General features: G+C 37.9%; 21 protein-coding genes. All 21 read left to right on the top strand.

The features are described 5' to 3' along the window. Window positions 1-274 precede the first annotated feature (274 nt). Window positions 275-2434 carry an EAL domain-containing protein gene (locus AC3WOM_RS08000; RefSeq protein WP_492446050.1) on the top strand — a complete coding sequence of 720 codons (2160 nt, stop codon included), beginning with the start codon at window positions 275-277 and terminating at the stop codon, window positions 2432-2434. 126 nt (window positions 2435-2560) lie between these two features. Further along, window positions 2561-3190, top strand: coding sequence for a uracil phosphoribosyltransferase (gene upp / locus AC3WOM_RS08005; protein ID WP_427539924.1), 630 nt, complete (start codon window positions 2561-2563; stop codon window positions 3188-3190). A gap of 445 nt (window positions 3191-3635) precedes the next feature. After that, entirely contained in the window at window positions 3636-4757 is a 1122-nt protein-coding gene (gene wecB, locus AC3WOM_RS08010; protein WP_492446051.1) for a non-hydrolyzing UDP-N-acetylglucosamine 2-epimerase, read from the top strand. A gap of 537 nt (window positions 4758-5294) precedes the next feature. After that, entirely contained in the window at window positions 5295-5666 is a 372-nt protein-coding gene (locus AC3WOM_RS08015) for an ATP synthase subunit I (protein WP_427539929.1), read from the top strand. Between the two features lie 37 nt (window positions 5667-5703). Next, complete coding sequence (gene atpB / locus AC3WOM_RS08020) at window positions 5704-6429, top strand: F0F1 ATP synthase subunit A (protein ID WP_427539932.1); 726 nt, start codon at window positions 5704-5706, stop codon at window positions 6427-6429. Window positions 6430-6492: 63 nt separating this feature from the next. After that, window positions 6493-6717: a F0F1 ATP synthase subunit C gene (atpE, locus tag AC3WOM_RS08025; protein ID WP_004269474.1), complete on the top strand. Its 225-nt coding sequence runs from the start codon at window positions 6493-6495 to the stop codon at window positions 6715-6717. Between the two features lie 173 nt (window positions 6718-6890). Beyond that, a complete protein-coding gene (gene atpF / locus AC3WOM_RS08030; RefSeq protein WP_492446054.1) occupies window positions 6891-7418 on the top strand; it encodes a F0F1 ATP synthase subunit B in 528 nt (175 codons plus the stop codon). After that, complete coding sequence (locus AC3WOM_RS08035; RefSeq protein WP_427539937.1) at window positions 7415-7951, top strand: F0F1 ATP synthase subunit delta; 537 nt, start codon at window positions 7415-7417, stop codon at window positions 7949-7951. The genes atpF and AC3WOM_RS08035 overlap by 4 nt, the downstream gene beginning before the upstream one ends. Before the next feature lie 28 nt (window positions 7952-7979). Continuing rightward, complete coding sequence (gene atpA / locus AC3WOM_RS08040) at window positions 7980-9488, top strand: F0F1 ATP synthase subunit alpha (RefSeq protein WP_427539940.1); 1509 nt, start codon at window positions 7980-7982, stop codon at window positions 9486-9488. Between the two features lie 46 nt (window positions 9489-9534). Then, window positions 9535-10392: an ATP synthase F1 subunit gamma gene (gene atpG, locus AC3WOM_RS08045; RefSeq protein ID WP_427539943.1), complete on the top strand. Its 858-nt coding sequence runs from the start codon at window positions 9535-9537 to the stop codon at window positions 10390-10392. Between the two features lie 50 nt (window positions 10393-10442). Further along, window positions 10443-11858 (top strand): F0F1 ATP synthase subunit beta, encoded by a 1416-nt coding sequence (gene atpD, locus AC3WOM_RS08050; RefSeq protein ID WP_427539946.1) that lies wholly within the window; start codon window positions 10443-10445, stop codon window positions 11856-11858. A gap of 24 nt (window positions 11859-11882) precedes the next feature. Next, on the top strand, window positions 11883-12290 hold the full coding sequence (locus tag AC3WOM_RS08055; RefSeq protein WP_427539949.1) for a F0F1 ATP synthase subunit epsilon: 408 nt from the start codon (window positions 11883-11885) through the stop codon (window positions 12288-12290). A 104-nt stretch (window positions 12291-12394) separates the two neighbouring features. Continuing rightward, on the top strand, window positions 12395-12634 hold the full coding sequence (locus tag AC3WOM_RS08060) for a DUF1146 family protein (protein ID WP_427539952.1): 240 nt from the start codon (window positions 12395-12397) through the stop codon (window positions 12632-12634). 648 nt (window positions 12635-13282) lie between these two features. Then, entirely contained in the window at window positions 13283-14596 is a 1314-nt protein-coding gene (murA, locus tag AC3WOM_RS08065; protein ID WP_427539955.1) for a UDP-N-acetylglucosamine 1-carboxyvinyltransferase, read from the top strand. A gap of 739 nt (window positions 14597-15335) precedes the next feature. Continuing rightward, complete coding sequence (gene spoIID / locus AC3WOM_RS08070; protein WP_492446059.1) at window positions 15336-16235, top strand: stage II sporulation protein D; 900 nt, start codon at window positions 15336-15338, stop codon at window positions 16233-16235. A gap of 37 nt (window positions 16236-16272) precedes the next feature. Beyond that, window positions 16273-16938, top strand: coding sequence for a peptidoglycan DD-metalloendopeptidase family protein (locus tag AC3WOM_RS08075; RefSeq protein ID WP_492446060.1), 666 nt, complete (start codon window positions 16273-16275; stop codon window positions 16936-16938). A 214-nt stretch (window positions 16939-17152) separates the two neighbouring features. After that, window positions 17153-17413, top strand: coding sequence for a sporulation transcriptional regulator SpoIIID (locus AC3WOM_RS08080; RefSeq protein ID WP_427539964.1), 261 nt, complete (start codon window positions 17153-17155; stop codon window positions 17411-17413). Window positions 17414-17787: 374 nt separating this feature from the next. After that, entirely contained in the window at window positions 17788-18783 is a 996-nt protein-coding gene (locus AC3WOM_RS08085; protein ID WP_427539967.1) for a rod shape-determining protein, read from the top strand. Between the two features lie 21 nt (window positions 18784-18804). Further along, window positions 18805-19638: a flagellar hook-basal body protein gene (locus AC3WOM_RS08090; RefSeq protein ID WP_492446063.1), complete on the top strand. Its 834-nt coding sequence runs from the start codon at window positions 18805-18807 to the stop codon at window positions 19636-19638. 24 nt (window positions 19639-19662) lie between these two features. Continuing rightward, window positions 19663-20502: a flagellar hook-basal body protein gene (locus AC3WOM_RS08095; RefSeq protein WP_427539973.1), complete on the top strand. Its 840-nt coding sequence runs from the start codon at window positions 19663-19665 to the stop codon at window positions 20500-20502. A gap of 44 nt (window positions 20503-20546) precedes the next feature. Then, window positions 20547-20831, top strand: coding sequence for a DNA-directed RNA polymerase subunit beta (locus AC3WOM_RS08100; RefSeq protein WP_492446065.1), 285 nt, complete (start codon window positions 20547-20549; stop codon window positions 20829-20831). Window positions 20832-21069 lie beyond the last annotated feature (238 nt).

A 21069-nucleotide genomic window follows, 5' to 3' on the forward strand; every position in this document is an offset into this window, starting at 1 on the left:
GTTGTGTTTAAAGTGGAATAATTCACTTTAAACATAGCCCTTTCGATTTGTAAAATAAGGCTAAAACTGTAAGAAGTATCTTTTTTTCTAACATAAAAATAAAATCCTCTTATTTTTGAATTAATTTACATAAACTGATTAGAAAAAGATATAGTATAGTGGGTCGAGGACAGATACTGTCCTAATAAAGAAGAAATTTTTATAAAAGTGACAATTTATTGAATTTTTATGTACAATGTAAGAAAGAAGAAGTGATAGAGACGGGAGGGGTTGGATGGTTAATAAATTGATGGACATACAAAATGAAATGTTGTTAAGCACAATTCGTAAATTAGGTGATAATTCAAAAGAAAGCTACGTTATTTTTGATGTGAAAAATAATCATAAAATATTGGAATGTAACGATTCTTTTTGTGCGCTAACAAACACTACACATTCACAAATTGCAGATAATGATTACTTTTCATTGCTATCAAATGAGGAACAGCAAGCATCTATTGAAATGATTAAGCAGAAAATACATAGCGGGGTCATGGTACAAGCAAAATTACACCATAATTGCTTGGACAAACCTCCTTTTTGGGCTGAAATACAAGCGCTGCCATTTCAAAATAGTAAAAATGAAACATTATATGTACTATTACTTGTGAAGGACGTTACGTATTACCATACTGAAGATTTTTTAATGCGCCTTGAAAAAGCTATGTATGAAGCAATCGAAAAGGACAATCCTTTTGATAAAAAGATGAGCATTATTTGTAGCGGTTTAGATGAATTTTTTATGCCGAATATTGTAAGTATGGTGCTAGTTAAAGCAGAATCAAATCAATTACAAGTTTTTACAGGTAATAGTAAAGTAAAAGGGATGTCAGAACGCTGTGAAAGCAAAAATCTTTACGACCAAGTTATACAAGAGGGGAAATCTATTTTCGCCACAAATTTGGATGATATTGATATTCCATTAGAACATAAAAACTTTGCCAATGCCTCTAAAAAGACAGCTGGATGGTTTGTACCGATACGAAATCAACAACAGCAATCAATAGGGTTGTTTGCAATATTTTTAAAGCCTCATCCTAGTGACCAAGAGTTTTTTGAAAACATGTTTGGTAAAATTGGTTCATTGGTAGCGCTGGCGTATTCTTATGCAAAGACACAGAAAATGATATGGGATTTAGCTTATATGGATATAACTACTGGGCTACCAAATCGACACAGTTTCTTAAATAAAGTAGAGAAAGATAAAGAACGTGGTCAAAACGGTTATATTAAAATCTTAAAACCAAGTGAATTTCCTCAAATTGTTGAGCTATATGGCCGGGAAGCAGGAGATGAGCTGTTAAGACAAATTGCAAAACGTTTAAATGAAGACAAAGATGAGTATTATGAATATATTGCTAGATTCACAAGTACTAGTTTAATTCTTTCAAGTGTGACATCTCAAACTACTTTTCAAAATTATGAGAAACGTATTAAAGAAATCATTCGTCAGCCTTTTATCGTCGGTGGAAAGCAAATCTATATAACATTGAAAACAGGCATTGCTTTTTATAATGATGATATAAAAATTGCAGATGCTATTCGCTTTGCAGACAATGCACTATCCTTTGCAGCTAATAAACCAGGTACCCATATGGAAATTTTTACCCAAGAAAGAAATGATGTCCTTGAACAGCAAATGACCGTGTTAAATCATTTGGCACAAGCGTTAAAAAACAAGGAGATATCTGTAAACTTACAGCCAAAGGTTGATTTACGTACTGGAGAAATTCAAAGTATTGAAGCACTTGCTCGCTGGATTTCTCCAAAACTTGGTTTTGTGTCACCAGCAGTTTTTATTCCTGTTGCAGAAAATGCGGGAAAAGTGCGAGAAATTGATATTCAAATATTAGAGATGGTTCTTTCATGGTTAGCCGAACGTAAGAAAATGGGGAAAAATTTAGTAAGGGTAGCGGTAAATATTTCACCAGATCATTTTTATTATGCTCACTTTGTTCAAGACATTGTAAATTTAGTTCAGCAATATGATATTGATCCAAACTATATCATATTAGAGGTGACAGAAAATATTGGCTTAGTCGATTTTCAATCAGCCTTCGCCATCATCCAGGAATTGAAGAGCTATGGGTTTAAAACATCAGTAGATGATTTTGGCACAGGTTTTTCATCGCTAAGCTATTTACAAAGACTGCCGTTTACAGAATTAAAAATCGATCGAAGCTTCATCAATGCTATTAATGATGCAGCTACGCTTGCAATTGTCCGTTCTATTATACAATTGGCTTTAAATCTAGGGATGACCTCGGTGGCTGAAGGAATTGAAAACGAGGAGCAGGTTGAAATATTACGTGCACTTGGTTGCACTGTGGGACAAGGATATTTTTATTATAAACCTATGCCTATTGAGCAATTAGATAAAATACTAGATGAATAATCGCTCTTATATGTAAGTAACATTCTAGAAATGGAGTTGTCCCAAATTTATTTTTGAGACGACTCCTTTTTTCTGTTATACTAGGTGAGATAAAAATGAAATCCGAACGGTTAGGAGAGAATCCCTTTGAGCAAAGTATATGTATTTGATCATCCACTAATCCAACATAAGTTAACTTATATTCGTGATAAGAATACAGGAACAAAAGAATTTCGTGAGCTAGTTGATGAGGTAGCTACACTTATGGCATTTGAAATTACACGTGATATGCCAGTGGAAGAAATCGAAATCGAAACACCTGTCACTGTAGCAAAAACAAAAGTTCTATCTGGGAAAAAACTTGCGATTGTCCCAATTTTACGTGCAGGAATTGGGATGGTAGATGGTGTATTGAAGCTAATTCCAGCGGCAAAAGTAGGTCATATCGGTCTTTATCGTGACCCAGAAACATTAAAGCCTGTTGAATATTACGCAAAGCTTCCAGCAGATGTAGAAGAACGTGACTTCATCATTGTGGATCCAATGCTTGCAACTGGCGGTTCAGCAGTGGAGGCTATTAACTCACTGAAAAAACGTGGAGCGAAAAATATTAAATTTATGTGTTTAATCGCTGCGCCAGAGGGTGTTAAAGCAATTCAAGAAGAACATTCAGATGTGGATATTTATATTGCTGCTCTTGACGAGAAATTAAATGACCATGGCTATATTGTGCCAGGTTTAGGGGATGCAGGAGATCGATTATTCGGTACGAAATAAGGTAGATTTCACTTGTGTTTTTCACAATGGGAATGACTGCTTTTTAGGCAACTTATAAAATTTGAAAGCGTCCTTCAATAATTGAAGGACGTTTCATAGTATGTTTAGGTGATTCCCACTTGAAGTTCGGCGTTTGCGATATCAATTTCGCCTTGGCGTAATTGAGTCCGGATTTTGAATTGTGCCTGCACAATTCATTCCTTTGAAAATCCGTGACATCCGCCGGAGGCTTTGGGCCAACATGATGTTGGTCACTCAGTCGTTGCCACAGGACGTGGCGTTCTTAGACTGAGTTCCGCTATTTCAGTACGTGTTTGGATACCCACTGAAAAGGAACCATCTCTCCACCTATAGAGGTGGGAGTCTTCTACTGAATGAAGATAAACGCAATTCAATGGGGATAAACACTTTTCATATAATAAAATAAAGGACGGTGCAAATCGTTTTGACGAAAAAGTGGAAAGTAATGACGATTTTCGGTACAAGACCAGAGGCTATTAAGATGGCTCCACTTGTATTAGAATTACAAAAACATCCTGAGCAAATAGAATCGATTGTGACTGTAACAGCTCAACATCGCCAAATGCTAGATCAAGTTTTAGAAACATTTAAAATCGTACCTGATTACGATTTAAATATTATGAAGGATCGTCAAACATTAATCGACGTGACGACGAATGCATTACATGGTTTGGATCGAGTCATGAAAGAGGCTAAGCCAGATATTGTTTTAGTACATGGCGATACAACAACTACTTTTGTTGCAGGTCTAGCAGCATTCTATAACCAAATTGCAATTGGTCATGTGGAAGCTGGTCTGCGAACTTGGAATAAGTACTCACCTTATCCAGAGGAAATGAATCGCCAATTAACAGGTGTCATGGCTGATCTTCATTTTGCACCAACTGAAGTATCGAAGAAAAATCTATTAGATGAAAATAAAAAATCAGAGACTATTTTTGTAACAGGTAATACAGCAATTGATGCATTAGCTACAACTGTAAGTGAACAGTACACACACCCTGTATTGGAGAAAATCGGTAAGGATCGCATGATTTTATTAACAGCGCATCGTCGTGAAAATCTGGGTGAACCAATGCGCCATATGTTCCGTGCGATTATGAGAATTTTATCAGAGCATGAAGATGTACAAGTTGTTTATCCGATGCATATGAACCCAGCTGTACGTGAGATTGCCAATGATATTTTAGGGGATCATAAACGAGTACATTTAATTGAGCCGCTTGAAGTATTCGATTTTCATAATTTTGCGGCAAACTCATATATGATACTTACGGATTCTGGCGGTATTCAAGAAGAGGCACCTTCGTTAGGGAAGCCAGTTCTTGTGCTAAGAGATACTACAGAGCGTCCAGAAGGTATTGCGGCGGGTACTTTAAAACTAGCAGGAACAGAAGAAGAAACAATCTACTCTCTTGCAAAAGAATTATTAGAAGATACAAATGCCTATGAAACCATGGCAAAAGCATCAAATCCTTACGGTGATGGGCATGCCTCTGAGCGAATTGTAAAAGCTCTCTTGGATTTTTTGTATAAAAGCAATTAATGTACTATTTTATAATGTTAAAAATGAGTCTATTGTACCTATTGTAATGGGTGAGCTAATTTACGAGCGAAATCATGTCGTAAATTAGCTTTTTTTTGCATAATTTCGAAAATTCATTTTGAATCTATGAATTTTCATACACAAATTTGTCAACAATTTGACAAGAGTATAGTGGCTGTGAAGTTTTTCTCCTTTACTAATTGACTTCAAATATCTCCTATTGTATGCTTACAAAGGGTAAGAATGATAAGGGTTTCTATTCGCTGATAGGCGTTGAAACACTTGTTATATCAAGTTTCTACTAAATTGACAGTTCAAAATAAAAGCTGTCGATTTGCAACGTTTTGTGCGTTTCGGTTTTTTACCGAAATAAGTAAGGGGTGTAAGGCATTTTTAGGAATTTACACCTGTAATTGAAATGACTCTCCCGTTACTATTCCGCTGTGAGTAGTGTTTTTCACTGCTCTTTTCTGATTTCACATGGTGGTCAGCAAACGTTTTCATTACTCGAAAAAATGATTCAGGAGATTACAACCAATGCTAGATTTGCATCACATTTTTGCTATGCAGAAGAGAGCGTTATTTTTTTTGCTCGCACTCTGCGCACTAGGCTGGGGCTTTACGCCTTATCAAACGGTATTTGCGGGCATCGCAATCGGTGCATTCTTTGGTACGTATAATTTTTGGATATTAGTTCGTCGTATGGAGAAGTTTGACAGGTCCATTAGTGAAGGGAAGAAAATAGGCTCACTTGGTACTGCGCTTCGCTTTGCATCAGGTGTGGCGGCAGTCGCTATAGCCATCTCGTTGCCAAACTATTTTCACTTAATTAGCACGGTTATTGGGCTAATGATTCCGTACATTTTTCTCTTTGTCGAGAGAATTGTATCACATGTAAGGAACCGCTAATGTGCTTTAAATTAGAAAGAGAGGTGAAAAAATAACAATGGATCACAAAGCTCCGTTACGCACTTTAGATTTAGGATTTACATCAATAACATTTAATCTATCTACAGTGTTGATGTTACTAGTTGCCGCAGTTATTGTATTTTTAATTGCGTTTATTTCAACTAGAAGCTTAAAACTAAAACCAACTGGTATGCAAAACTTTATGGAATGGATTATGGATTTCGTAAAGAATATTATTAAAAGCAACATGGACTGGAAAACTGGTGGACGATTCCATATTTTAGGTATTACGCTTATTATGTTTATCGCAGTATCTAACTTACTAGGTCTTCCATTCTCTATCATCTATGACCACACGCTATGGTGGAAATCACCAACAGCTGACCCAACAGTTACAATGACGCTTGCAGCAATGATTTTAGTATTATCACACTACTATGGTGTTAAAATGAAGGGTACAGGTCATTATGTTGGTACATTCTTCAAGCCAATGTCATTCATGTTCCCACTAAAGATTATCGAAGAGTTTGCCAACACATTAACGTTAGGTCTTCGTCTTTATGGTAACATTTATGCAGGTGAGATATTACTTGCATTAATAGCAGGTTTAGCTACATCTGGAACAGTACTTGGTGTTGTTGGTGCAATTGTACCAATGATGGCATGGCAAGGTTTCTCTATTTTCATCGGCTTAATCCAAGCCTTTATCTTCACAATGTTAACAATGGTTTACATGGCTCATAAAGTGAGCGATGACCATTAATATAAAGCATATATTCTATGCTTAAACCACAAAAACAAACAATTCCAAGGAGGAAATTTTCAAATGACAGGTTCATTAGGTTTATTAGCAGCAGCAATCGCAATCGGTTTAGGTGCACTTGGTGCAGGTATCGGTAACGGTCTTATCGTATCAAAAACAGTAGAAGGTATCGCTCGTCAACCAGAAGCTCGTGGCGTTCTTCAAACTACAATGTTCATCGGGGTTGCATTAGTTGAAGCCCTACCGATCATCGCAGTAGTAGTAGCATTCATCGTAATGAACAAATAATTCAGTTGAACACTGAATTTTACTAGTGGCGAAGCAGGAATCTCCAGATGAAACTTCGCCCTTCATTTTGGAACAGATAAAAGCTATGTGAAAATATAGCTTTTTAAAATAGGTAGTTTTTCAAGTAATTAAATAATGTTGAAGACAAAGCTCTTGAAGGGAGTGAAACAATCGTGTTTTTAGATTATCTTGTACTAGGTGCTGCCGCTGAAGATAAATTATTCAATGGTGGTGACATTGCTGCTACATTAATTATTTTCTTAGTGTTAATGGCGTTACTTAAAAAGTTCGCTTGGGGTCCACTTATGGGCATGATGCAACAACGTGAAGAATTAGTAGCAAGTGAAATTGAAGCAGCTGAAAAAGCGCGCAAAGATTCGCACCAATATTTAGAAGAACAAAAGAGCCTTCTTAAGGAAGCTCGTACAGAAGCACAATCGATTGTTGAAGGCGCTAAGAAGCAAGGCGAACTACAAAAAGAAGAAATTCTTACTGCAGCACGCAATGAAGCTAACCGCTTAAAAGAATCGGCTTTACGTGAAATTGAGTCTGAAAAAGAAAAAGCTATTGCAGCTGTACGTGATGAAGTCGTTTCATTATCTGTACTTGCAGCATCTAAAGTCCTTAGCAAAGAGATTTCTGAGGCAGACAACCGTGCTCTTATTGAAGAGACGATTGCGAAGGCAGGGGAAGCTCAATGAGTAATTCAACTGTAGCAAAACGTTATGCTCAAGCGCTATTTGAATTAGCGCAACAAAAAAACATTCTTGCTGAAGTTGGGGCAGACTTAAACGAGCTAACTAAGGTTGTAAAAGAATCTCCAGATTTTTTAACACTTTTAAATGCTCCTAAGTTCTCTATCGAACGTAAAAAACAAATGCTAGCTGAAATCTTTGCTGGTTCAACGCCAGAAGTTTTACACACAATTCAACTACTTGTTGAGAAAAAGCGTGTAAACGAAGTTAAGCTAATTGCAAAAGAATACGCTGAGCTAGCTGCACAGGCACAAGGTACTGCAGATGCAACAGTATTCTCTACTCGTGAACTTTCGGCTGAAGAAAGCGCAAAAATTTCTACAGCATTTGCGAAACTTGTTGGTAAACAATCATTAAACATTACAAACGAAATTGATCCATCTCTTCTTGGTGGAATTCGTGTTCAAATCGGTAATCATATTTATGATAGCTCAGTAGTGAACAAACTTGAGCGCTTAAAACGTGAATTAATCGGTTAATAATTTAGAAATGTGAGAGGTGACATACATGGGCATCAAGGCTGAAGAAATCAGCAGTCTGATTAAACAACAGATTGAGAATTATGAATCTGAACTTAAAGTAAGCGAAGTTGGTACAGTTATCCGTATTGGTGACGGTATTGCTCTTGCTCATGGCCTCGACAACGCCATGGCTGGAGAGCTTTTAGAGTTCTCTAACGGTGTTATGGGTATGGCTCAAAACCTAGAAGAAGGTAACGTTGGTATCGTAATCCTAGGTCCATACACTGACATCAAAGAAGGCGATGAAGTTCGTCGTACAGGTCGTATCATGGAAGTACCAGTTGGTGAAGAACTAATTGGTCGTGTTGTAAACCCACTTGGTCAACCAGTGGATGGACAAGGTCCTATCAACACTACAAAATCTCGTCCAATCGAAAGCCCAGCTTTCGGTGTAATGGCTCGTAAATCAGTACACGAACCACTACAAACTGGTATTAAAGCGATTGACGCATTAGTACCAATCGGTCGTGGTCAACGTGAGTTAATCATCGGTGACCGTCAAACTGGTAAAACATCAGTTGCTATCGATACAATTCTTAACCAAAATGACCAAAACATGATTTGTATCTATGTAGCAATCGGTCAAAAAGAATCTACTGTACGTGGTGTAGTAGAAACGCTTCGTAAAAATGGTGCTTTAGATTATACAATCGTTGTGACAGCTTCTGCTTCTCAACCAGCTCCATTATTATTCCTAGCACCATTAGCTGGTGTATCTATGGCAGAAGAATTCATGTTACAAGGTAAGCACGTATTAATCGTGTATGATGATCTTTCTAAACAAGCATCAGCTTACCGTGAACTTTCACTTCTTCTACGTCGTCCTCCAGGTCGTGAAGCTTACCCTGGTGACGTTTTCTACTTACACAGCCGCTTACTTGAACGTGCTGCGAAGTTAAATGAAACATATCAAAATGGTTCGATTACAGCTCTTCCTTTCGTTGAGACACAAGCTGGGGATATCTCTGCATACATCCCAACGAACGTAATCTCCATCACTGATGGACAAATTTTCTTACAATCTGACTTATTCAACTCAGGTGTACGTCCAGCGATTAACGCCGGTCTTTCAGTATCACGTGTAGGTGGATCTGCTCAAATTAAAGCGATGAAAAAAGTTGCTGGTACGCTACGTCTTGACTTAGCAGCATTCCGTGAGCTTGAATCATTCGCTCAATTCGGTTCAGATTTAGATAAAATTACACTTGCTAAACTTGAGCGTGGTAAACGTACGGTTGAAGTTCTTAAACAAGACCTTAACAAACCACTAAAAGTAGAAAAACAAGTTGCTATTCTTTATGCATTAACTAAAGGTCATTTAGATGATATTCCAGTACAAGATATCGTTCGTTTTGAATCTGAATTCTTAAGCTGGTTAGATACAAACCACACAGATGTTTTAGATCATGTTCGTACTACTAAAGAGCTTGCTCCTGATGCGGATTATGAAGCAGCAATCAGTGCATTCAAAAAAACATTCGCTAAATCAGAATAAGATCGACTAGTCACTTGATTAAAAAACAGAAGGTGGTGAAATACCAGTGGTAAACTTACGCGAAATAAAAGGTCGTATTACTTCTACAAAGAGTACGAAGCAAATTACGAAAGCGATGCAGATGGTTTCTTCTTCAAAGTTACGTCGTGCAGAGCAAAACGCTAAAGCTTACGTTCCTTACATGGAAAAAATCCAGGACGTAGTTGGCGCAATAGCAGCAGGTACGAAAGACAGTGGGCATGCAATGTTAACAGCTCGTCCTGTAAAGAAGACTGCTTACTTAGTCATTGGTTCTGACCGTGGTCTTGCAGGAGCTTATAACTCAAGTATCCTTCGCCAAGTACAACGTACAATTAACGAGCGTCATAGATCAAAAGACGAATACGTGATTTTAGCAGTAGGTCGTGTTGTTCGTGATTACTTTGTAAAACGTGATCATAATGTTGTCAGCAGTGTTGTTGCTCTACCAGACCAACCTACATTCGCTGATATTAAAGAAATCGCTCGTAATGCTGTTGGTATGTTCATTGATGGTACATATGATGAGCTTTATATGTACTATAATCACTTCGTAAGTGCTATTCAAAGCGATGTGACAGAGAAAAAACTTCTTCCATTAACTGATATTGCACCCGCTAGCACAAATGCTTCTTATGAATTCGAGCCATCTGGTGAAGCAATTCTTGAAGTACTTCTTCCACAATATGCGGAAAGCTTAGTATACGGCGCAATCTTAGACGGAAAAGCAAGTGAACATGCTTCCCGTATGACGGCTATGAAAAATGCAACGGATAATGCTTCTGATCTTATTTCAGATCTTTCATTGCAATACAACCGTGCACGTCAAGCGGCTATTACACAAGAAATTACAGAAATCGTTGGTGGAGCTGCAGCCTTAGAATAGGCTAAAGCTTCCCAATGTCGTATAAGAATACGATAGGAGGGTACACAGTAATGAATAAAGGACATGTTATTCAAGTAATGGGTCCGGTTGTTGACGTAAAATTCAACAACGGCCAATTACCAGCAATCTATAACGCATTAACTGTTAAGATTGCACGTCCGAATGAAGAAGCAACAACTCTAACATTAGAAGTTGCACTTCATTTAGGTAATGATTCTGTTCGTACAATTGCAATGTCATCTACTGATGGCTTACAACGTGGAGCAGAAGTAACAGACTCAGGAAAAGCTATCTCAGTACCAGTTGGTGAAGCTACTCTAGGTCGCGTATTTAACGTACTAGGAGAAGTAATCGACTTAGGTGAAGAGATTCCTGTGGATGCTCGTCGTGATTCAATTCACCGCGAAGCTCCAACTTTCGATGAACTTTCAACTACAGTTGAAATCCTTGAAACAGGTATCAAAGTAGTAGACTTATTAGCACCATACATCAAAGGTGGTAAAATCGGTCTATTCGGTGGTGCCGGCGTAGGTAAAACAGTATTAATCCAAGAATTAATCAATAACATTGCACAAGAGCACTCAGGTATCTCTGTATTCGCTGGTGTAGGTGAGCGTACTCGTGAAGGGAACGACTTATTCTTTGAAATGAGTGATTCAGGCGTTATTAAGCAAACGGCAATGGTATTCGGTCAAATGAATGAGCCACCTGGCGCACGTATGCGTGTAGCTCTAACGGGTCTTACAATGGCGGAATACTTCCGTGATGAGCAAGGTGCAGACGTACTTTTATTTATCGACAATATCTTCCGATTCACTCAAGCAGGTTCTGAGGTTTCTGCCCTATTAGGTCGTATGCCTTCTGCGGTAGGTTACCAACCAACACTTGCTACTGAAATGGGTAAATTACAAGAGCGTATCACATCTACGAACAAAGGTTCTGTAACTTCTATTCAAGCGATTTACGTACCAGCCGATGACTATACTGACCCGGCTCCGGCTACAACTTTCGCCCACTTAGATGCAACAACTAACCTTGAGCGTAAATTATCTGAAATGGGTATCTACCCTGCGGTTGACCCACTAGCTTCGACTTCTCGTGCATTATCACCTGAAATCGTTGGTGCTGAGCATTACGCAGTAGCTACTGGAGTACAACGTACAATCCAACGTTACCGTGAATTACAAGATATCATTGCTATCTTAGGTATGGATGAATTATCTGATGAAGATAAACAAACAGTAGAACGTGCTCGTCGTATTCAATTCTTCTTATCTCAAAACTTCCACGTTGCGGAACAATTTACTGGTCAAAAAGGTTCTTATGTACCTGTTAAAGAAACTGTTCGCTCATTCAAGGAAATCCTTGATGGCAAATGGGATCACCTACCAGAGGATGCTTTCCGTTTAGTTGGTTCTATTGATGAAGTGGTTGAAAAAGCGAAAAGCATGGGCGTAGAGGTTTAATACTAGGGACGAGGAGGAAAAAATATGAAGACAGTTCAAGTCAATATTGTCACTCCCGACGGCCCAGTATACGATTCTGAAGTATCAATGGTAATCGCTAAAACAACTTCTGGAGAAATCGGTGTTCTTGCAGGCCATATTCCTATGGTTGCTCCACTTGCAATTGGTGCAGTGAAGCTTAAAAAAGAAAACGGTTCAACTGATATTGTTGCTGTAAGCGGTGGTTTCATTGAAGTTCGTCCAGAAAAGATATCAATCTTAGCTCCTTCTGCTGAAGTTGCTGAAAATATCGACGTTAAACGTGCTAAAGAAGCCATTAAACGTGCTGAAGGGCGTCTTCAAAGTAAACAAGACAACATTGATTTCAAACGTGCTGACCTAGCATTAAAACGTGCGTTGAATCGTATCAACGTTCATGAGGGTAATATCTAATTCAAATTTTAACGGGCAGATTCAACATCTGCCCGTTTTTTAACATTATTCAGTGTTTTAAAGAAAATGGGATAATGGAGCTTAATGAATACGGAGGGATTATAATGGAGTTATATGAATCGATAGGACAAGAAGCTTTGCTGGGTATTTTCTCTCATATATTTTTTATCGCTATTACTTTTTATGCGCTACAAGCTTTTATGCTTGAGAAGATCTTTAAGAAAAATAAAGTATTTCAAATTCAATTGATTTATATATTATTGAGTATTGCGATTGGATCAACTGTTTCGAATTTTTTCCTCCAGGTGTCAAGTTGGTCTGGTAAGCTTCCTTATTTGTTTTAATACATCATACAGCCCCTTAGTACTATCTTAAAATGTAGAAAATGAATATACATATTTCACAGGACTTTATAACAAAATTTATCCTACCATAAAAGGGCAGTAGTTTATCTATACCGAAAACGAAGCGACAGGTATAAGACTCCTACTTTAAGATTTAAGTAAAGCAAAAACTATAAGTAGGAAATCAATAGCTCGTGAAAGCCCGATTGAGACCAACATGATGTTCACACAAGCGTTTCCGCAGGATGAGGAGTACTTAGCGTGTGTTCCTCTACAGCAATCAGTGGGAATAAGGAAAATCCCCCACTGATTGAAGTTTCACTTTATGCGGTCCTTTGAGATATGTAAAAGTAAAATAATGGTTCATTAAATTTGATAGATTTTGTTTTTTGTTCACAAATTTTTGGGTATATATTAGAAAATAACGCTTTCGTTCCATGTTATTGGTCATTCACAAAATAATATTTCATGCGTACAATAAATAAATAGCAAAATATTAATAAATGGCTTAAAATAGTGATTTGGATGCTTGAACGAGCGTTGGAAAAGTTGTACTATAGAATTGTTTGTTTACTGATTATGACATTATACTTCTTTTTTAAATAAAATTTTTGATAGCTTAATAGATTAAATTCGGAGGGACATAGGGTGGAAAAAATAATAGTGACTGGTGGCCAAAAGCTACAAGGAAAAGTACGTGTAGAGGGCGCAAAAAATGCAGTGTTACCAATCCTAGCGGCGGCTTTACTTGCTTCTGAGGGAGAAAATGTAATTAAAGAAGTCCCTAACTTAGCAGATGTCTTTACAATAAATGAAGTACTTAAAAGTTTAAATGCAGCAGTTACATATATACCAGAAGACAATGCAGTATATATAGATGCAACAAAAGAACTTTCTAGTGAAGCTCAATTTGAATATGTAAGCAAAATGCGTGCATCCATTTTAGTAATGGGTTCATTACTTGCTCGCAATGGCTATGCTCGAGTTGCTTTACCGGGTGGTTGTGCAATTGGTTCTCGCCCAATTGAGTTGCATTTAAAGGGCTTTGAAGCAATGGGAGCAAAAATCTCATTTGGTCACGGATATGTAGAGGCAAAAGTAAATGGTCGTTTAAAAGGAGCAAATGTGTATTTGGACTTCCCTAGTGTAGGTGCAACAGAGAATATTATGACAGCTGCATCATTGGCACAGGGTACAACTGTAATTGAAAATGCAGCGAAAGAGCCTGAAATTGTAGATCTTGCAAACTTTATTAATAGTATGGGTGGTCGAGTTATTGGAGCAGGTACGAATACCATTCGTATCGAAGGTGTCGAAACATTATATGGAACAGAGCATCATATTATTCCTGATCGTATTGAAGCTGGTACATTTATGGTTGCAGCAGCCATCACTAAAGGGGATGTGACGATTGAAAACGCAGTCCCTGAGCATATGACAGCATTAATTGCTAAAATGCGTGAAATGGGTGTTGAAATCATTGAATTAGATGAAGGCATTCGTGTACGTGTTCCCGATAAATTAAAGGCTGTAGATATTAAAACAATGCCACATCCAGGATTTCCTACAGACATGCAATCACAGATGATGGCTTTAATGTTAACAGCTGAAGGTACGAGTATTATTACAGAAACAGTCTTTGAAAATCGCTTTATGCATGTTGAGGAGTTCCGTCGCATGAATGCTGGTGCTAAAATCGAAGGACGCTCTGTCTTTATAGAGGGACCTGTAAATCTTCAAGGTGCTGAGGTAATGGCGACGGATTTACGAGCTGCGGCTGCACTTATTTTAGCAGGCCTTGTCTCTGAAGGTGTGACACGTGTGACAAAACTTCATCACTTAGACCGTGGTTATGTAGAATTCCATGAAAAATTGGCAGCACTTGGCGCCAATATCGAACGCGTACCAGTTGAAAATGTTGTAATAAAAGAGAAATCTACTGTGGAATTACCAACAAACTAAATAGTTGCTTGATACCCTTTGCTTATAAGCAGAGGGTTTTTTTATCTTCATTCAGCAAATGTTTTTTGTATTGAAAGCATAGCGGCAGATACAGAGACTCCCACCTCTACAGATGGTGAGATGAATGTAGTTTTGGTTCCTTTTCAGTGGGTGTCCAAACACCTACTGAAATAGAGGAACTCAGGCTAAGAACTTCACTTCCTGTGAAAACGCCTGAGTGACCAACATCATGTTGCTGCCGCTACGTTAGCTCTACGCTTTCGCATAAAAAACATCTGTTGGCCTAAAGCTTCTGGCGGATGTCATGGATTTACAAAGGAATGAATAAAAGAATGTTAGCCTAAAACCTTCGCATTCTGCGAAAACGGCTAACTGACCTGCATCGGTAAAAACGCCACGTCCTGTGCCATTACCGAAATAATCGACATCGTGTCGACCCTCGTGCAGGCCTGGGCACAATTCAAAATCCGGACGCATTGTTTATCTGTAGCGAAAGCAAAGCGGCAGCTACAATTACGCCAAGGCGAAATTGATTGAAGCCAGCAAGAAGTGATCTTTCACATTTGGAAGATAAACTAGCTGACTTTGAACAAAAAATAATAACTTGCAATATCCTTCTTAAATAAGTTATTCGATACTAGTCGATTATATATTGTTTCGCTAAGATTCACATATTTAGCTGAGTTTTAGCATATTATTCCTTATGAAAAAATGGATAATGAGTGTAGGGATCATTTGTTTGGTAGGGACATTATATGTGCTCCCTGTTGCATTTAGTGAGAAACGTTCTATTGAGGAGTCAGTGCAAACAACAGATAATGCTTGTGAAATATTTATTGAAGTGGAGGGACAACAAGAGAAAATCCCTTTAGAAACATATGTTACGGGTGTAGTGGCTGCTGAAATGCCTGTTTCATTTAAAAAAGAGGCTTTAAAAGCACAGGCTATTGCAGCAAGAACATATGCATTGAAATCGACAAATTATGGTAGAGAAGCAATTGCTCCTACAGTTACTAGACAAGTTTTTTATAATCAAGAGCAAAGGAAAGCGAATTGGACTAGCAATTTCCCAGGAAATGAAAAGAAAATTGTCGATGCTATTAATGAAACGAAAGGACAAGTACTTTTTTACAATGATCAATTAATTACAGCTATGTTTCATTCTACCAGCAATGGTAAAACAGAAAGTGCCTATGGTTATAGTGGTAATGATCTTCCATATTTACAAAGTGTAGCAAGTATGTCTGATCAATCCTCACCAAAATTCTCTGCGGTCAAGGAATGGACATTAGCTGAGTGGAATACAATCTGGCCTGATAAATGGCAGGTAGGTGATTTCTCACGCGTCCAGTATTTTTTTAATGATACAGGACGAGTTGAACGCTTACAGCTAGGTAAAAATGTATGGTCAGGACGAGAGGTTCGAACACTTTTGCAAATACCATCTACTGATTTTAAAATTTCCTATGATACTAATACTGGAAAAATACAAGTGAGTACGAAAGGATATGGTCATGGTGTTGGAATGAGTCAGTATGGAGCTGAGGCAATGGCAAGTGAAGGAAAAACTACTGACGAAATTTTACACTATTATTATCAAGATATTGAAATAAAAAAGATAGATGCATGTTTAAAATAACTTCTAGTTGTTCACACTGCAACTAGAGGTGATGAAAATGAGAGAGGATAAAAATAGTAAAACTTCTCAAAAACAAATTGAAAAAGGTCAATTACAGAAGAAACCTTGGTTTTGGCCGGCAGTTTATGCTGGTGGTGCACTAATGCTAGCAGGTATGTTATTTGGTTACAATAGTCTCGTATCAAAAGTAGAAGAGGCTCCATTACCAGATTTAGCAGAAGTAGATCCAGGTCCTGTAGTTGAAACAAATGCTCGTGTAGAAACAATGAAGTACCCATTCAAAGAAGCAAATCTTAATAAAGTACAAGTTTTACAAGAATTTTATGAAATAGAGGCAAATGCAGAGGCACGTGAAAATGCACTAATGGTATTTAATCAAACATTTACAACGTCATCTGGTATTTCTCTTGCTATGAATGGTGAAGAATTTGAAGTGCTAGCTGCTTTAAGTGGTAAAGTACTAGAAGTAAAACTAGATGCATTTACAGGCAATAAAATTGTTATTGAGCATCCAGATGGTAAGCAAACACATTATAGCTCAGTAAAAGATATTGCTGTAAAAGAAGGCGATGAAGTAACACAAGGTCAGGCATTAGGAAAAGCAACTGACAATGAGTGGAATCAAGCAGCAGGCGTTCACTTACATTTCGAAGTACTTGAAGACGGAAAATATGTGAATCCAAAAAAATTACTAGCCTTTTAAAATAGGGAAAACCATTCGCCACAATGACAGTTAAAGATAACGATGAGATATGGAAACTTACTGTCTGTTTATGTGGAATTAATAATCAGCAATTTATCGAGAAAGAGTAAAACGTGTTCTGAATAGCTTTGTCCTTACATAAGGTGAAGAAATGCGCATACGTGCATCTGATGCCAACGCCATTTTGTGAAATTGTGTGGAAAGGACGAAGAACGTGCACGAGCACATTCGGAAGCGCTGCATACGCCTCGGTGAATTATTGATTGAGACGCGTGAGACTGTGCGTGTCCTCGCGAAAATGACAGGTTTTTCAAAAAGTACGGTGCACAAAGACTTAACAGAGCGATTGCCAACAATTCATGAAGGATTAGCAGAGCAGGTGAAGGAAATTCTCGCCTACCATAAGGCCGTACGTCATATTCGCGGAGGAGAGGCAACGAAAAACAAGTGGAAAGAAAGAGCGAGTCAAGAATGATTCGTTCTTTTTTTGTTGTTGAAAACAGGTTTAAAAGAATGAGATGGAGCAATTTAAAAGATTATTTTAAACGTATTATTGTTTTCTATGTTTGTTCATATAATTAAAAGAAAACAGCCATAATCACTAAATTTAGGTGAAATTACCAATAGTGTATGATAAAATATTCTAGATAAAGAGATAAAGTGAAGCTTTAATCAGTGTGGATTATCCTCATCCCACACTGATTATTAGTTGAACTAACCGGACTATTACGGGCAGTTGATTTCCCAATTATATTGGCTTACGTCTTAAAGTGGGAGTCTACTGTCCGTTTATGCGGGATAAAAATGAACGTTATGTAGTGGGAACTGGCGGGAAGGAGAAATTATAGAATGTTTTCGAAAGATATTGGCATTGACTTAGGAACTGCGAATGTATTAATCCACGTTAAAGGTAAAGGAATTGTCTTAAATGAACCATCTGTAGTGGCGATTGATAAAAAAACAAATAAAGTATTGGCAGTAGGAGAAGAAGCCCGCCAAATGGTAGGGCGCACGCCAGGTAATATTACTGCAATTCGACCATTACGCGATGGTGTTATTGCAGACTTTGATGTTACTGAAGCGATGCTGAGACATTTTATCAATAAATTAAACTTAAAAGGATTCTTAACTAAACCACGTATTTTAATTTGTTGTCCAACTAACATTACTAGTGTGGAACAAAAAGCTATTCGTGAAGCGGCAGAAAAATCCGGTGGCAAAAAAGTATATTTAGAGGAAGAGCCAAAAGTTGCTGCTATTGGTGCAGGTATGGATATTTTCCAACCTAGTGGCAATATGGTAGTGGACATTGGCGGTGGAACAACGGATATTGCAGTTCTTTCAATGGGAGATATCGTAACAAGTGAATCCATTAAAGTCGCAGGAGACGTTTTTGATAATGATATATTACAATATATTAAAAAAGAATATAAATTACTAATTGGGGAACGCACCGCTGAGGCAATAAAAATGACAATTGGTACAGTATTTAAGGGCGGTAGAAATGATACTATGGATATTCGTGGTCGTGACATGGTAACAGGTCTACCACGCACAATAACAATTCAATCTGAGGAAATTGAACGCGCTTTACATGAATCAGTAGCAATGATTGTCCAATCTGCAAAAAATGTTCTAGAAAAAACGCCACCAGAGCTATCAGCTGATATAATTGATCGTGGAGTGATTATTACTGGCGGTGGTGCATTACTACATGGTATGGACCAGCTATTAATTGAAGAGTTAAAGGTACCTGTGTTTATTGCAGAACGACCGATGGATTGTGTAGCAATTGGTACAGGCATTATGCTTGAAAATATTGATCGAGTGCCTGCATCCTTATAAAAATAGAATGAGGTGATTCCTTTGTTTAAAGGGTTCTATACAGTTGCAACGGGTATGATTGCACAACAAAGACGAACAGAGTTATTAACTAATAATTTATCAAATGCGAATACACCAGGATTTAAAGCAGATCAATCAACAATTCGTTCATTTCCGGACATGCTTATGTCAAGTGTCGGAAATACGAATGCAACTGCCAAGCAGCAAATGGGCTCTCAATATATGAGTCAAGTGGGAGCGCTAAATACTGGGATTTATATGCAGGAAACATTGCCAAACTACATACAGGGTCAAATCTATAATACAGATTTCTCAACAGATATGGCCTTGATTGATGGAAATTTACCACAAAATGAAGATGGCATCACTGGATCTATTTTCTTCCGTTTAGCACATCCGGATGGTGGCGAGGCATATACACGAAATGGGAATTTTACGTTAGATGGTCAAGGCAATTTAGTCAATGCACAAGGACTGTATGTTTTATCAGATACTGGTCAACGCATCCAGCTTCCAAATGATGATTTTCGTCTAGATGAGACCGGTGCGATATACGTCAATAATCAGCAAGTAGCGCGTGTTGGCGTATCATTTGCGGCTAATCCGAACATGCTACGTAAGCAAGATAATGGTTTAATTCGAACAGAGAATGGTGAGAACTTACCAACTGCTTATGGTGCTAATGGTGTTGCATTTACAATGCGTCAAAATTATCTTGAGCGCTCAAACGTAGATTCTGGTCGCACGATGACAGATTTAATGACAGCTTATCGCGCATTTGAAGCCAATCAAAAGGTGCTACAGGCTTATGATCGAAGCATGGAAAAGGCTGTCAATGAAATCGGAAAAGTATAATATGCGAACTGGAGGCGTTAGATAATGCTACGTACAATGATTACTGCAACAAATACAATGGGACAATTACAAAACAAATTAGATACCATTAGTAATAACATTGCTAATAGCAATACACATGGCTATAAGACAAAAGAGGCTTCTTTCAATGAACTTCTTTATCAGCAATTTAATAATGACAAGCAAGATCGAGCAGAGCGTCTATCTCCAGTAGGTATTCGATACGGTTCAGGCGCAATGCTTGGACAAATTCAATCAAATGAAAAGCAAGGCTCACTACAAACAACTAATCGCGATTTAGATTTAGCCTTCAATAAAGCAAAACAATATTTCAATATTTTAATGCCAGATGGTGAAAATGGCACAAAAACAGTGTATACTCGTCAAGGTGACTTTTATTTATCACCATTAAATAATGGAACAGTAATGGTTGTGAATGCAGATGGATATCCATTAGCTGATGCAACAGGACAGGCTATTACATTACCAGATAATGTGAAAAATTTTGCTGTACGTAATGGAGGCGTATTAGAGGCTTCCTATCCAAATGGAGATATTATTCGTACAGATTTAGCCGTGACAGAATTTCAAAAGCCACAGCTGATGGAGCACATTTCTGGTCAATATGTTGGATTACCTGATAATCTAGCTCAGCTCGGATATACACAAGCTGAGGTTGTTACTGAATTACAAGGTGCAAATCGTCAGCAGATTGGCATGCAAAGTGGCACGTTAGAAATGTCGAATGTAAATCTTTCAAAGGAAATGACAGATTTAATTCAAACACAGCGCTCTTATCAATTCAATGCACGAGCGGTTACTTTAGCAGACCAAATGCTCGGGCTTATTAATGGAATTCGCTAGATCCATGATTACTGTTTAGTAAGGAATGAAGAGGAGTACAATCTATGACAAACGATTCACGTCGACGTTCTGTGCCGACACAAGAAACCGATACGCCACCAGAAGAGAAGGGACGCCGCTCAAATGGAGAGCAACGAGAGGTTCGATGGGTGCAAATACGGCTGATTCCGATTTGGCTACGCGTTGTACTTGTTCTCGTATTAGTCGTTGTTGCCGCAGTTTTAGGTGCAATTTTTGGCTACAGTGTTATTGGACAAGGGCAAGCTATTGATATATTTAAAACAGAAACATGGCAGCATATATTTGATATTATGAATGGTAAAGAATAATTTTATTCTTTACCATCCTTTATGTTTACATAATTTATCTTCATTCAGCAGAAGACTCTCACCTCTACAGGTGGTGAGATGAATGCGGGTTTGGATCCTTTTCAGTGGGTGTCCAAACACCTACTGAATGAAGATAAAGCCTCCGGCGGATGTCACGGATTTTCAAAGGAATGAATTGTGCGGGCACAATTCAAAATCCAGACGCAATTACGCCAAGGCGAAATTGATTTAAAATTGA

Source organism: Lysinibacillus sp. FW301-JW8 (assembly GCF_058788755.1).